Raw genomic sequence first — 14,125 nt, forward strand, 5'->3', positions numbered from 1 at the left:
GGCATGATCACCCGCATCGAAATCGACGGTTTCAAGTCCTTCCTGGACTTCGCCCTCGACGTGCCGCCGTTCCTCGCCGTCATCGGGAGGAACGCGAGCGGGAAGTCCAACCTGCTCGACGCGTTGGTGTTCGCGGCGGCGGTGGCCCGAGGGGATCGCCTCCTGGACGCCGTGGTATCGGCACGGGGCGACGCCACATCACTTTTTCACCGCAGGGCCGACGGCACTGTGGTCGATCGGATGCGCTTCGCGCTGGAGTTCTCGCTTTCCCGGGAGGATCTCGACGCCCGGTCGCCAGAGGAGGACGCGGGATACTTCCCGACCTCCTGGCGCTACGAAGTCGAGTTGCGTCTCGTGCCCCAGCCGCGGCGAGAGGTGCTTCGAGTCGTGTCGGAGGTCTTCTCCCCGTTCGGCTCTCCGCGCTTTCCCGAAAACGGGCGTCGATTTCCACCTCCGGCGGTGCAAGTCGCCACCAGATCACGGGACCACCTCCTCATTCCCGACCGTGAGCGTCAGGTAGGCGAGTACGAAGACAACTATCTGGACTGGGTTCCAGGGTCGATCTGTGCTGAAGAGCTCAACTCGGTGATGGTGCTACGGCTGGAGCCGACCGAATTGGCGCGTCCCAGCCCTCTCGGTCACGAGGTCACCCTGTCTCCGGTCGGGGCGGGACTGGCCGGCTACCTCCAGGGCATTGTGGAGGCGACGGTGAGCGAAGATCACCCAGAGGGGGTGCTCCCGCTCATCAAGGCCCGCCTGACCCGTTTGGTGCGGGAGGTCACGGATTTCGATCTGGTCACCGACCCGCACCGGGGTGACGTCCGCCTGCGTTTCGCGTCGCGTCACCACACCGGGTTCGAGGCCGATCAGGCGTCCGACGGAACGCTCCGCATCCTGGCGGTGCTGGCCGCGCTCTACGATCCGCGACGTCGAGGTCTTCTCGCCGTTGAGGAGCCCGAGAACGGTGTGTTCCCGGAGCGGCTTCGCGATCTCATCGAGATCACGCGTCAGGAGGTGCACGACCGCGACTGGCTGCGGTCGTGGCGGGCGCCGAACGACGAGGCTGGGGCTCAGGTCCTCGTGACGAGCCATTCGCCCGTGCTGCTGGACGTCGTTCCTCGTGACGAGATCGTCTTGCTGGACAACGCGACCCGTGTCGGAGGCGGTGTCGCGCCCAGCGCGGTCACCAGACCCCGGCGGTTGGCCGCCGTGGGTGAGGTGCCGCAGCGGGACGCCTCCGGTGTCCCCGTGGTCGCCGAGGCGGAACTCGAACGGTTCCGCGTTGCCGCGCGAGGCGCCTGATGCGTGCGCTGAGCTGCATTCTGGTCAGGGAAGGCATCTCTGACGAGTGGTTCCTGGCGCCGCTGCTCCGCCGGGCGATAGAGCAGTTGTGCGCCGAGGAGTTCGACGGAATCGTCGAGGTACTGCCGGTGTTGTGCCTGAACGCGGACACCCAGCGGCCCTCTACGGCCGTTGAGGCCGCGGCTGGGGTGCGCGGAACGTTCGACGTCCTGTTGCTCCATCGTGACGGCGCTCCGCGGCCGAAGTCGGAGGACGTGATCCAGCGGATGCTGGAGACGTGGCGGCGATCCTCGGCGCCCGAGCCGCTCGTCGCCGTCGTCCCGGTGCGCGAGGCGGAAGCGTGGGCGCTCGCGGATCCCGACGCGCTGAGTCGTGTGCTCGCGCCGCCCTCACGCGTGATGACTGAGATCATGGCCAGCGGACGAGGGTCCGTCGAGGAGCTTCAGGATCCAAAGGATGTCCTCGCCAGGCTGATCGCCGCAGCCTTGGGCACGTACAAGCCGAACCAGCACACAGATTTCCATCAGGATTTCTTCGACCGGCTGGCAGAGCAGATAGAGATCGCCAGGTTGCGGAAGCTGCCCGCTTTCGCCCGCTGGTGGACCGATATGACCAACGCACTGGAGAAGCTAGGTTTCCGATATGGCTGATACCGCGACGCTCATGCCGTACGACGAGGCGCTGGAGCGCTTCGAGCCGGTGCTGGGGCTGGAGACGCACGTCGAGCTCGGCACGACGTCGAAGATGTTCTGCGGCTGCCCGACCACGTTCGGCGGACCGCCGAACACGCACGTGTGCCCCGTCTGCCTGGCGCTGCCCGGCTCGCTGCCGGTGGCCAACGCCCAGGCGATCGAGTCCACGATCAGGATCGGTCTCGCGCTGAACTGCTCGATCGCCGAGTGGTGCCGCTTCGCCCGGAAGAACTACTTCTATCCGGACATGCCGAAGAACTACCAGATCAGCCAGTACGACGAGCCGCTGTGCACCAACGGCTACCTGGACGTCGAGGTGGACGGGAAGACGGTCCGGGTGGAGATCGAGCGGGTCCACCTGGAGGAGGACACCGGCAAGTCCACCCATGTGGGCGGCGCGACCGGCCGCATCCACGGCGCGGACTACTCGATCGTCGACTACAACAGGGCCGGCATCCCGCTCGTCGAGATCGTCACCAAGCCCATCGAGGGCACCGACCGGCTGGCCCCCGAGGTCGCCCGCGCGTACGTCACGGAGCTGCGCGAGCTGATGCGCGCCCTCGGCGTCTCCGACGTCCGAATGGAGGAGGGCTCCCTGCGTTGCGATGTCAACGTCTCCCTGATGGCGCGCGGATCCTCGAAGTGGGGCACCCGCACCGAGACCAAGAACGTCAACTCTCTCCGCAGCGTCGAGCGGGCGGTCCGGGGCGAGATCGAGCGCCAGGCGGCCATCCTCGCCGACGGCGGCCGGATCATCCAGGAGACCCGCCACTTCCACGAGGACACCGGGACGACCACGTCCGGCCGGTCGAAGGAGGAGGCGCAGGACTACCGGTACTTCCCGGAGCCCGACCTGCTGCCGATCGCCCCTGACCGCGAGTGGGTGGCCTCGCTGAAGGCCGCGCTGCCCGAGCTGCCGTCCCTGCGGCGCAGGCGTCTGCAGGCGGAGTGGGGCGTGTCCGACCTCGACATGGCCGCGATGCACAACGCCGACGCGATCTCCCTGGTGGAGGCCACTGTGGCCGCCGGGGCTCCGGCGGCCGACGCCCGCAAGTGGTGGATGGGTGAGCTGGCCCGCCGGGCCAACGAGGCCGGTACGGCTCTCGCGGACCTGCCCATCACGCCCGCTGACGTCGCCCGGGTGACCGAGCTGGTGGCCTCGGGCGCGCTGAACGACAAGCTCGCCCGCCAGGTGCTGGAGGGCGTGCTCGCCGGAGAGGGCACGCCGGACGGCGTCGTGGAGAATCGCGGCCTGCGGATCGTCAATGACGAGGGCGAGCTGTCGGCCATCATCGACCAGGTCCTGGCCGACAACGCCGACGCGGCGGACAAGGTGCGGTCCGGGAAGATCGCCGCCGCGGGCGCTCTCGTGGGCGGAGTGATGAAGGCCAGCCGCGGCAAGGCCGACGCAGGCCGCGCCCGCGCGCTCATCCTCGAGAAGCTCGGCGTGACCGAGTAACTCTCGTAACGGCCGTAACTGCGCCGCTTATGTCCATCAGGTCCGCCTGCGCGTCCGTCACGGTCCCGCGCATGCATGATCACGGCGTCTGTTTCCGCACGCCGTGCGGCATGTGCGGGAACCTGTGCATGATCACGGCCCGCGTTCGCGCACGCCGTGCGGCATGCGCGGGAACCTGTGCATGATCACGCTCGGGGTTGTTGGTGTTCGGGGGATATGGGGCCCGCCGTAGGTGTGAATGTGGTGCGCCCCCTTTGTATTCGGGGGTTCTGCCAGTTCGGATGCTTCTAAAGGTCGTTGTTTTGTGACATATCCAATGGGGGCTGATTTAGGGTTAACTGAACGGAGTTGCCCTTGAGCCGGAGGAGACCGAGGCGTGCGGAACGCCGGAGCGTCCATCGACCCGCCGACGGATCCGTTCGCGGCGGTGCCTCCGCCCGCTCCGCCCAAGAAGCATCCGGTGCGTCCGGGCTCGGCCTCGCTTCCTCGCGGGGTGTCGGCCGACATCTTCGGTGATCGCTCGCCCCAACCGGCGCCCGCCGCGGCGCGCATCCCGCGCCAGAGCAGCCTGCCGCCGCCCCCTCGGCCCGTGGAGCCATGGCCCATGGCGGAGACGACGGTCAAGGACGAGCCGGCCGTCGCCTTCGATCCAGAGCCGGAGCCGAAGAGCCGCACGGGCCGCTACGCCTTGATCGGCCTTTCCGTGCTGCTTCTCGCCCTCTATCTCGTACCCGCCGTCTCCATGGCCGGCCGGGTGCTGTCCGGCACCACGGTCCTCGGCGTCGACATCGGGGGGCAGACCAGAGCAGAGGCGACGCTGACCCTCCGCGAGAGGCTGTACGGCCAGATAAGGGCGCCCATCATCGTGCGGCAGGGCGCTCGGCGGCTGACGGTGAACCCGGAGGACGCCGGCCTGCAACTCGACGTGGAAGCCACCGTACGGCAGGCCTCCAGCGGCTTTCCCAGCCCCGGGGACGTGTGGGCCTCGCTCACCGGCGGCCGTGAGGTCAAACCCGTGATCTCGGTCGATCGGGAGAAGCTCGCGGCGGCCGTGTCCAAGGACGTCGCCGCCTTCCTCGAGAACCCGGCGCAGGAGGGTGGCGTCGCGTTCAAGGGACTGACCCCCGTGCCGATCTATCCGAAGGCGGGACACAGGATCGACCGGGCGGCCGTCGCCCTCGACATCGAGGAGGCGTACCTCAGCCCGGATGTCATGGTCGTGGCCGCGATGGTCAAGGACGCTCCCCAGGTGACCCGGAGCGCGGTGCACCGCGCGCTGGCCCTGGCGAAGGACGCGGTCGCCGGGCCGATCACGCTGACCAATGGCACCAGGTCGGCGCAGATCCCCCCCGCCGTCATCGCGGAGAGCCTCACCTTCGCGCCGGACGACCATGCCCTGCGACCCCACTTCGACGCCGCGAAGGCGGTGGCCGGTCTGGAACGGCAGCTCGTCGATCCCGAGCAGGCGGCACGTGACGCCGGTTTCGCCATCGTGCGCGGCCGGCCCAGCCTGGTCCATGGCAGGCCCGGCAAGCGGGTGGACACCGGCCGGCTGGCCTCGGACGTCCTCGCGGCCGTCGAAGGCCCGAGCCGTACGGTGCCGGTGACCCTGACGGACGGGCAGCCGGCCGTGACCGACGAGGACGCGCTGAAGTTGGGCATCACGGAGGAAGCCGGCCGGTTCACGACGTCCTATGACTGCTGTCTGCCGCGCGTGGCCAACATCCAGGCCGCCGCCCGATCGCTGAACAACCACCTGGTCAAGCCGGGCGAGACGTTCTCGTTCAACGAGGTCGTGGGGAGGCGGGACGCTGCCGCCGGGTTCCCCGGCGGGGTCACCGCCACCATGATCCGGGGGAGGGCCGGGTCCGACGTGGCGGGGATGTCGCAGGTCGCCACGACGATGCTGAACGCCGTGATGCGCGCCGGGCTCGCGGACGTGGAGCACACGGCCCCAGAGGTGTACGCGCCGCAGTATCCGGCGGGCATGGACGCGGCGGTCTCCTATCCCGCACCGGACCTGCGGTGGAAGAACGACTCGCCGTACGGCGTGCTGATCCAGGCCTCCGCCACGGACACCTCGCTCACGGTCGTCCTGTGGAGCACCAAGCGGTACGACGTGGAGCTCCGCGACCCGGTTAAAACCCGGGTGACCCATCTTCCGCCGACGAACGGCGGTGGCAAGGGCTGTGTCCCGGTGCCGGAGGAGCCCGGATTCACCGCCGAGGTGACGCGGGTCCTCCAGGGGGACGGCAAGGTCGTGGACCGCCAGACGTTCACGACCGTGTACCAGCCTCAGGCGGCCGTCGTCTGCTCGGCCAAGTGATCCTCGTCCTCAACGCGCCACGAAGCCCCGAGGCCGGCGCGGTCGCGTGGCCGTACGGCCATGCGGGCCGGAGCGTGGCGCGGTCATGCCGCCGGGCGGGGTGGGACGAGGAGGATGCGGTCGTCGCCCGGGCGGGGTGATCCGCGGCCGTCCCTGTTGCTGGTGCCGACCCACAGCGTCCCGTCGGGAGCCGTGGCGACCGCGCGCAGCCTGCCGTACTGACCGGTGAAGCGGGCGACGGGCCGGCCCACGGCGCCGTCCGGGCTCAGGGGGATCTGCCAGAGTCGCCGGCCGCGCAGCGCCGCGGCCCACAGGGATCCGTCGGCGTACGCGAGCCCGGACGGCGAGGCCTCATCGGTGGACCAGGTGAGCAGCGGGTCGGTGTACCTGCTGTCCCTGCCCATGCCCTCGACCTCCGGCCAGCCGTAGTTGTGGCCCTTCTCGATCAGGTTGATCTCGTCGTATGTGTTCTGGCCGAACTCGGTGGCGTACATGTGACCCCGGCCGTCCCAGGCGAGGCCCTGGACGTTGCGGTGGCCGTAGGTCCATACAAGGGTGCCGAAGGGGTTGCCCGGAGCGGGCTTGCCGTCCACGGTCATCCGAAGAATCTTGCCGCCGAGGGAGTCGCGGTCCTGGGCGAGCTCCTCGCGGCCGGTCTCCCCGGTCGAGGCGTAAAGGAAGCCGTCCGGGCCGAACGCCAGGCGGCCGCCGTTGTGGATGCGTCCCTTGGGGATGCCCCTCACGAGCGGGACGGGGTCGGAGAGCCGGCCGTCGTAGCGGTATCGGACCACCCGGTTGTCGCCGTCCGCCGTGAAATACACGAAGACGTGGTGATCAGTCGTGAACTTCGGGGAGACGGCCACGCCCAGCAGCCCGCCCTCGCCACCAGGGGCGACGCCCTGGATCACACCGGCATCTGAGGCGCGTCCCTGGGGCGTGACGCGCAGCAGCCGCGCCGAGTCCCGCTCCGTCACGAGCGCGTCGCCGCCCGGCAGGAACGCGACGGCCCACGGCACCGCGAGATCCGTCACCAGTGTCCGCGGCCGTCCAGGAGGCTCCGCGGTGATGCTGGGCAGCGGAGCCGGGGTGTCCCCGCCGCCCCGCACGGTCGCGGGAGGGTCTCCGCCGCCCCGCACGGTCGCGGGAGGGTCTCCGCCGCCCCGCACGGTCGCGGGGGTGTTCCCGTCGTTCGTCACGCTCTCCGGGGTGGCCGAGCACGCCGGCACCGCGACCAGGGCGAGCGTGACGGCCGTCACAAGAGCCAGCCCAGAGCGCCCTATTTGGCCTATCTCGACCATGTCCGTGACCTCCTCGTGCTTCTCATACTCGCGTTCGGCCGGGAAGGTTCCCTAGGTTGGTTCTCGTGAAGATCTGGGTCGCCTCGCAGGACATCGCGGACGCACTGTCCGATTTGCCCAAAGAGCTGCCGGACGATGCCCCGGCACTGGAGCTCGCGGTATACGACGGCAAGACGGCGCTGCCCGGCGCTCCCGAGGAGGTCGAGATCTGGGTTCCGCCTCTTCAGCCGGTGCCGGATCTCGGGGCCGTCCTCGGCCGCATGACCGGCTTGCGCCTGCTCCAGACCGTGACCGCGGGCGTGGAGCCGTACCGCCCGCACGTGCCGAAGAACGCGGTGCTCTGCAACGCCCGGGGCGTCCACGACGCGGGCACCGCCGAGTGGGCGGTGGGCGCGATGATCGCCGTGCTGCGGGAGTTCCCCGGCTTCGCCGCCGCTCAGGCGCGCGGCGAGTGGACCTATCACCACACCGGCGTGCTGGCGGATTCCACAGTGCTGATCGTCGGGTACGGCTCGATCGGCGAGGCGGTGGAGCGGCGCCTGGCCGGTTTCGAGGTGGAGATCGTCCGGGTGGCGAGGTCCGCCCGGGGCAACGTGCACGGCCAGGACGAGCTTCCCGAGTTGCTGCCCTCGGCCGACGTGGTCGTCCTGCTCGTTCCGGCCACGGCGGACACCGTGGGCCTGGTGGATGCGAAGTTCCTCGCCGCCATGAAGGACGGCTCCGTGCTCGTGAACGCCGCCCGCGGCTCGATCGTCGACACCGGCGCGCTGGTGGCCGAGCTCCAGAGCGGGCGGCTGCGGGCCGCCCTCGACGTCACCGCGCCGGAGCCGCTGCCGCCGGGCCACCCTCTGTGGACCGCCCCGGGTGTTCTGATCACCCCACATGTCGCCGGCAGCACTCCCGCCTCGTTACGGCGCACCCGCGAGCTCGTCCGTGCACAGATCTTCCGGTACCTGACCGGTCAGCGACTCGCTAACATGATCACCGGCCACTACTGACCGCTCCCGGGCGACGGGCGGCGGCTTGACCGCGGGCCTGACTGCTCCATTAAGGATTCCGGAACGTGGCTGCCCCGTGACCTGGGGTGCGTACGGTGAACCTCATCCGCGCATGGCTGGTTATCAGATCGGTGACGACTCGGCGGTTGTCGCCCTCTCGATCACCGTCTGTGCGCAGACTGGCCATGTGACAGGGAGAGTAAAGCCGAGTCGAGGACGGGAGGGGCCGTGACATCACCCCCTACCGGGCGCGACGACGCTGAGGCGACTCCATGTCCCGGCACGGTTCCGGCAGGCTCCGCCGTACCGGACGGACCGGCATCGGATATATCGGCTCCCGCTATATCCGTAACGGTCCCGGACACGAGCGGCACGCCGGCCACAGAGGCACCGGCCGACATAAGTGCAACCGACATAAGTGCAACCGACACAAGCACAACCGACACAAGCACAACCGACATAAGCACAACCGATACAGCGGCAACGAGCACAGCGACAATCGGGACGGCGGCTCCGGACAGAGCCGCGACGGACGCCGCGGCTCGAGGTACAGAGGCGACACGCGTGAAAGGCAGGCGTGACCCCAGGGTCTCGCTCACCGCCACAGCCGGGCTCGGCGTGGCGGGGGTCCTCGCTGCCCTGATCACCGGAGGCTCGTCCTCCGCGCTCGCGGCCATCGCCGGGGTCGTCACGGGCCTTCTGGCGTCGGTCTCGCTGATCGTGGCGGCATCTCGGATGGTGCCGGGGCACCGGCGGCAGCCTGCCGCCTGGCGATGGCTGGCCGGAGGCTCGCTGACCTGGCTGCTCGGCGTCGGCGTCCGCCCGGTCGCGGACGGCACCCCGTTCGTGCTGACCTTCGCCGACCTGTTGCTGCTCGTCGGCTCCATCCTGCTCGCGATCGGCTGCGGCCTGTCCGTGAAACCCCCGGCGTACAGCCGTGGCGTGTTCCGGCAGGCCACCGACGCCTATGTGGGCGCCGCGTCGATCTTCGCGGTGGCATGGGTGGCCCTGCTTGGGCCGGCCTTCCGGAAGGCGGAGGAGCCCGCCGCCTTCTTCTCCACACTGGCGCTGCCCGTCGTGTGCCTGCTCGCGGCCTGCGCCGTGGCGCCCGCCGTCGCCGCGTCCCGCTCGGGCAGCCGTACGGTCGGCCTGGCCGGTGTGGGTGTGCTCAGCGCGATAACCGTGGCCGAGGTGGCCACGGCGCTCGCCCGGCTCAGTGGCGACACCCCGCCCCTGGCGGCCGTCCTCGTCGCCCCGGCCGCGTTCCTCGTGCTCGCCGTCACGCCGTGGGTCGAGGAGCGCCGCGCCTGGAAGCCGCTGCCGGCGGCCCTCACGGCCGCCACGCCGCTCGTCCTGGCAGCCGTCGCCACGGTGGTCGTGACCCTCCACGCGATCGCCGGGAGCCATGACCCCGCCCTTCCCGTCGTCGCCGCCTCCGTCGTCCTGGTGCTGCTCGGGCGGCTGTTCGTGCTGCTCGTGGAGACCGCCGGGATGCGCCGCCTCGTCGATGTGGGCGAACAACAACTCCGTCAGCTGGCCGAGAACACGGGTGACGTCGTGCTGGTCTGCGACTTCGACGGCGTGATCCGGGAGATCGGCGCGGGTGTCGACGCGACGTACGGCTACCGCCCCGGCGATCTCGCCGGACACCCGATCTTCGACTACATCCACCCGGAGGACGTTCCGGGGATCCATGCGCTGCTGCGCAGGATCGCCGCCGCCGACGACGACGTCTCGCAGATCCACGCGAGTTGCCGGATCGCCTGCCGCGTCCGCGCGGCCGACGGCACATGGCGGCCCACCGAGTCGGTCGCCACCCGCCACGTCCGCGGCGAGGACCTCATCCTCGTCACCGTCCGGGACATGACCGACCAGGTCGCCCTGCGGAACCAGGTCACCCACCTCACCTTCCACGACGGGGTGACCGGGCTGCCCAACCGTGCCTACTTCGAGGAGCGCGCCCGGGAGGTGCTCGCCCGGCGGAGCGCCGGCCGCACCGCCGTGATCTTCCTCGACCTCGACGGCTTCACCGGGGTGAACGACTCGGTCGGCCACGCCAGCGGCGACTACCTGCTCGGTCAGGCCGCCCGCCGGCTGCGCTCCGCCGTACGGGCCGACGACACGCTGGCCCGATGGGGCGGCGACGAGTTCGCGGTGCTGCTGGAGGGCGGCGTGTCCAGCGGTACCGACGCGCAGACCGCCATCGATCTCGCGGAACGGCTGGTCCGCGCGGTGTCGTCCGAGCCGTTCCGCGTCGCCGATCGGGACGTGGCGCTCACGGCCAGCGTCGGCGTGGCCTTCGCGGAGGACGGCCTGCCCGCGGGAGACCTCCTGCGCAACGCCGATGTCGCGATGTCGCGCGCCAAGGAGCTGGGCGGCCGCCGGGTCGAGGTCTTCGCCACGCACATGCACGCCGATGTCGTGCGCCGCCTGGAGATCGCCGCGGACCTGCAGCGGGCGCTGCTGGAGAACCAGTTCACCGTCGAGTATCAGCCCGTGGTCGACCTGGCGACTTCCCGCGTCGCGGCGGTCGAGGCGCTGGTCCGGTGGTGGCGGGGCAGCACGTTCGTGCCTCCGGAACAGTTCCTCGGCCCGGCGGAGGACACGGGGCTGATCGTGCCACTGAGCGAGTGGATCCTCCGGGAGGCGTGCCAGGAGGTGGCCGCCTGGCGGGCCTCGTCATGGGACATCGGCCTGTCGCTCAACCTGTCCGCCCGCCAGATCACCGCGCCCCGGTTCGTCGAGACCGTGTCCGAGGCGCTGGCCGAGAGCGGGCTGCCCGCGAGCGCGCTGACCCTCGAAGTGATCGAGGAGATGCTGGTCGAGGACGCCGATGACACGATCACCAAGCTCTCGGAGCTGCGAGCCCTCGGCGTACGGCTGGCCATCGACGACTTCGGCACCGGCTACGCGTCGCTGGCCTTCCTCCGGCAGCTCCCGGTCGACATGATCAAGATCGACCCGTCGTTCGTCTCCGGACTCGGCCGCGACGAGACTCTCACCCTGCTGACCCGGACGATCGTACGGCTCGGCCACGACCTCGGCCTGATCGTCGTCGCCGAGGGCATCGAGCGTCCCGAGCAACTGGAGCTCCTGCGCGAGATGGGCTGCACGAGGGGCCAGGGCTACCTGGTCGCCCGCCCGATGGCCGCCCGAGGAGTCGACTCCCTCATGCGCACCACCCTCCAGAACACCGCCTAAAACCCCCCGCGTGATCATGCACGGGTTCCGCGACAGGTCGCCTGACGGGGCCCGACTCCGAGCGTGATCATGCAAGGTTTCCCGGGAAGCCCTCAGAGCTGCACCGACGTCCATCGTGATCATGCAGAAGCAACCGGCATGCGAGGGGCGCTGCCGTGTCTGGACTGAGGAGCCGAGTGGGGAGCGAGGAACGAGCGACCCGAGCGACGAGGGCTGTGCTCTGTCGCGCGCCTGCGGCACGACCAACGGCCTCAAAGGCGCCCCGAGCCCGCGCGAGCGGAGCGAGCGCAATGAACGCTGTCCGGATGGTGAGATGGCTGTCCCAGATGATTTGACGCGGAGGCTGTCGATCAGACATGGTGTAGCCATGCATGGCGATGGGATCCTCGTAGTACTTCGCAGGCGCGCAGCCTGACGAAGCACTCGGTCCTGCGCGCGCCCCAGCTCCGCTCAGCGGACGGGGCATTTTTTATGCCAGCAGACACCCAGCAGACAGCTCAGCCACAAGGAACGAGCCGATGACCGAACAGATGACAGGTGCTCAGGCCCTCGTGAGGGCGCTGGAGCACGTCGGGGTCGACACGGTGTTCGGGATCCCGGGCGGCGCGATTCTCCCCGCCTACGATCCCCTCTACGACTCGACCAAGGTCCGGCACGTGCTTGTACGGCACGAGCAGGGCGCCGGCCACGCCGCCGAGGGGTACGCGCAGGCCACGGGCAAGGTCGGGGTGTGCATGGCGACCAGCGGCCCGGGGGCGACGAACCTGGTCACGCCGATCGCGGACGCCTACATGGACTCGGTGCCGATCGTCGCGATCACCGGGCAGGTGTCGACTCCGCTGATCGGGACGGACGCCTTCCAGGAGGCGGACATCTCCGGCATCACGATGCCGATCACCAAGCACAACTTCCTGGTGACCCACGCCGACGACATTCCCCGGATCATCGCCGAGGCGTTTCACATCGCGTCCACGGGCCGCCCCGGCCCTGTGCTGGTGGACATCGCCAAGGACGCGCTCCAGACGATGACCACGTTCTCCTGGCCGCCGGTCATGCAGCTTCCCGGCTACCGGCCGGTGACCCGGCCGCATTCCAAGCAGATCCGCGAGGCCGCCAAGCTGATGATCGAGGCCAAGAGGCCGGTCCTCTACGTCGGCGGCGGCGTGCACAAGGCGCGCGCCTCGTCGGAGCTGCTCGAACTGGCCGAGCTGACGGGCATCCCGGTTGTGACCACGCTGATGGCGCGCGGCACGTTCCCCGACAGCCACCCGCAGCACATGGGCATGCCGGGCATGCACGGCAGCGTCTCGGCGGTCGGGACCCTGCAGCGCTCGGATCTGCTGATCGCGCTCGGCACTCGGTTCGACGACCGCGTGACCGGCCAGCTGTCCAGCTTCGCGCCGAACGCCAAGGTCATCCACGCCGACATCGACCCGGCGGAGATCTCCAAGAACCGCCACGCGGACGTGCCGATCGTGGGCGACTGCCGCGAGGTGCTCGGTGACCTGGTCAACGCGGTGCGCAACGAGCACAACGAGGGCCGCAAGGGCGACTACGCCGACTGGTGGCGGGTCCTCAACGGCTACAAGGAGACCTACCCGCTGGGCTACGACCAGTACGAGGACGGCTCCCTGGCCCCGCAGTACGTCATGGAGCGGCTGAGCGCGCTCGTCGGCCCGGACGCGATCTACACCGCGGGCGTCGGCCAGCACCAGATGTGGGCGGCGCAGTTCATCGGCTATGAGAACCCGGGGACGTTCATCAACTCGGGCGGCGCGGGCACGATGGGCTTCGCCGTCCCGGCCGCCATGGGCGCCAAGATGGGCCGGCCGGACGCCACGGTGTGGTGCATCGACGGCGACGGCTGCTTCCAGATGACCAACCAGGAGCTTGCCACCTGCGCCATCGAGGGCGTGCCCATCAAGGTGGCGGTCATCAACAACGGTAACCTCGGCATGATCAGGCAGTGGCAGACGCTGTTCTACGACGAGCGGTACTCCAACAGCGACCTGAACAGGGTCAAGCGGATTCCGGACTTCGTGAAGCTGGCCGAGGCCTACGGGTGCGTCGGCCTGCGGTGCGAGCGGCCGGAGGACGTCGACGCCACCATCCAGAAGGCCATGGAGATCAACGACGTGCCCGTCGTGATCGACTTCGTCGTCCACCAGGACGCGATGGTCTGGCCGATGGTCGCCGCCGGCACCAGCAACGACGACATCAAGTACGCCCGCGACATGGCGCCGAAGTGGGAGAGCGAAGAATGAGCGACCGGGGCAACGGGACCTGCGCCAAGGGCGCCAAGGGGAGGGCCGCATGAGCCGTCATACGCTGTCCGTTCTGGTGGAGAACAAGCCGGGTGTCCTGGCTCGGGTCGCGGCGCTGTTCAGCCGCCGCGGGTTCAACATCGACTCGCTGGCCGTCGGGCCGACCGAGCACGACGACATCTCGCGGATGACCATCGTGGTCAACGTGGAGGAGCTCCCGCTGGAGCAGGTGACCAAGCAGCTCAACAAGCTCGTCAACGTCCTCAAGATCGTGGAGCTCGACAACAGCCTGTCGGTGCAGCGCGAGCTGATGCTGATCAAGGTCAGGACCGACGCCGAGAGCCGGTCGCACGTCCTGGAGCTGGTCAACCTGTTCCGCGCCCGCTGCGTCGACGTCGCCCCGGACGCGGTGACGATCGAGGTCACCGGCACGACGGACAAGCTGGAGGCGTTCGTCAGGGTGCTGGAGCCGTATGGCATAAAGGAGCTCGTGCAGTCGGGCATGGTGGCCATCGGCCGCGGCGCCCGTTCCATCACCGACCGCTCGCTGCGGGCACTCGACCGCATCGCCTAGCCGTACGGCCC

The 14,125-nt window shown here is 69.6% G+C and carries 9 protein-coding genes; 8 read left to right on the plus strand and 1 reads right to left on the minus strand.

Going from position 1 to position 14,125, the window contains the following annotated elements; genetic code table 11:
- Positions 1 to 3: 3 nt before the first annotated feature.
- The 4 genes from N5079_RS14225 (at position 4) to N5079_RS14240 (ending at position 5,779) form a co-directional block, all read left to right on the plus strand.
- Positions 4 to 1,302, plus strand: coding sequence for an AAA family ATPase (locus N5079_RS14225; protein ID WP_261584197.1), 1,299 nt, complete (start codon positions 4 to 6; stop codon positions 1,300 to 1,302).
- A complete protein-coding gene (locus tag N5079_RS14230; RefSeq protein WP_261584199.1) occupies positions 1,302 to 1,952 on the plus strand; it encodes a DUF4276 family protein in 651 nt (216 codons plus the stop codon). The genes N5079_RS14225 and N5079_RS14230 overlap by 1 nt, the downstream gene beginning before the upstream one ends.
- Positions 1,945 to 3,453 carry an Asp-tRNA(Asn)/Glu-tRNA(Gln) amidotransferase subunit GatB gene (gatB, locus tag N5079_RS14235; RefSeq protein WP_261584200.1) on the plus strand — a complete coding sequence of 503 codons (1,509 nt, stop codon included), beginning with the start codon at positions 1,945 to 1,947 and terminating at the stop codon, positions 3,451 to 3,453. Before N5079_RS14230 ends, gatB begins: the two co-directional genes overlap by 8 nt.
- 376 nt (positions 3,454 to 3,829) lie before the next feature.
- Positions 3,830 to 5,779, plus strand: coding sequence for a VanW family protein (locus N5079_RS14240; protein ID WP_261584204.1), 1,950 nt, complete (start codon positions 3,830 to 3,832; stop codon positions 5,777 to 5,779).
- Between the two features lie 83 nt (positions 5,780 to 5,862).
- On the opposite strand, the gene N5079_RS14245 is transcribed toward N5079_RS14240, so the two are convergent.
- Complete coding sequence (locus N5079_RS14245) at positions 5,863 to 7,077, minus strand: PQQ-dependent sugar dehydrogenase (RefSeq protein ID WP_261584207.1); 1,215 nt, start codon at positions 7,075 to 7,077, stop codon at positions 5,863 to 5,865.
- Positions 7,078 to 7,142: 65 nt separating this feature from the next.
- On the opposite strand from N5079_RS14245, the gene N5079_RS14250 reads away from it, so the two are divergent.
- The 4 genes from N5079_RS14250 to ilvN all read left to right on the plus strand — a co-directional run bounded on the left by N5079_RS14250 (position 7,143) and on the right by ilvN (position 14,114).
- Positions 7,143 to 8,075: a 2-hydroxyacid dehydrogenase gene (locus N5079_RS14250; RefSeq protein WP_261584208.1), complete on the plus strand. Its 933-nt coding sequence runs from the start codon at positions 7,143 to 7,145 to the stop codon at positions 8,073 to 8,075.
- A 564-nt stretch (positions 8,076 to 8,639) separates the two neighbouring features.
- Positions 8,640 to 11,276: a putative bifunctional diguanylate cyclase/phosphodiesterase gene (locus tag N5079_RS14255; RefSeq protein ID WP_261584209.1), complete on the plus strand. Its 2,637-nt coding sequence runs from the start codon at positions 8,640 to 8,642 to the stop codon at positions 11,274 to 11,276.
- Between the two features lie 464 nt (positions 11,277 to 11,740).
- Complete coding sequence (locus tag N5079_RS14260; protein ID WP_261584266.1) at positions 11,741 to 13,540, plus strand: acetolactate synthase large subunit; 1,800 nt, start codon at positions 11,741 to 11,743, stop codon at positions 13,538 to 13,540.
- Positions 13,541 to 13,589: 49 nt separating this feature from the next.
- Positions 13,590 to 14,114 carry an acetolactate synthase small subunit gene (gene ilvN, locus N5079_RS14265; RefSeq protein WP_261584211.1) on the plus strand — a complete coding sequence of 175 codons (525 nt, stop codon included), beginning with the start codon at positions 13,590 to 13,592 and terminating at the stop codon, positions 14,112 to 14,114.
- The last annotated feature ends 11 nt before the right edge of the window (positions 14,115 to 14,125 follow it).

The sequence above is a fragment of the Planotetraspora sp. A-T 1434 genome (genome assembly GCF_025420585.1).
GTDB lineage: Bacteria > Actinomycetota > Actinomycetes > Streptosporangiales > Streptosporangiaceae > JAOEGB01.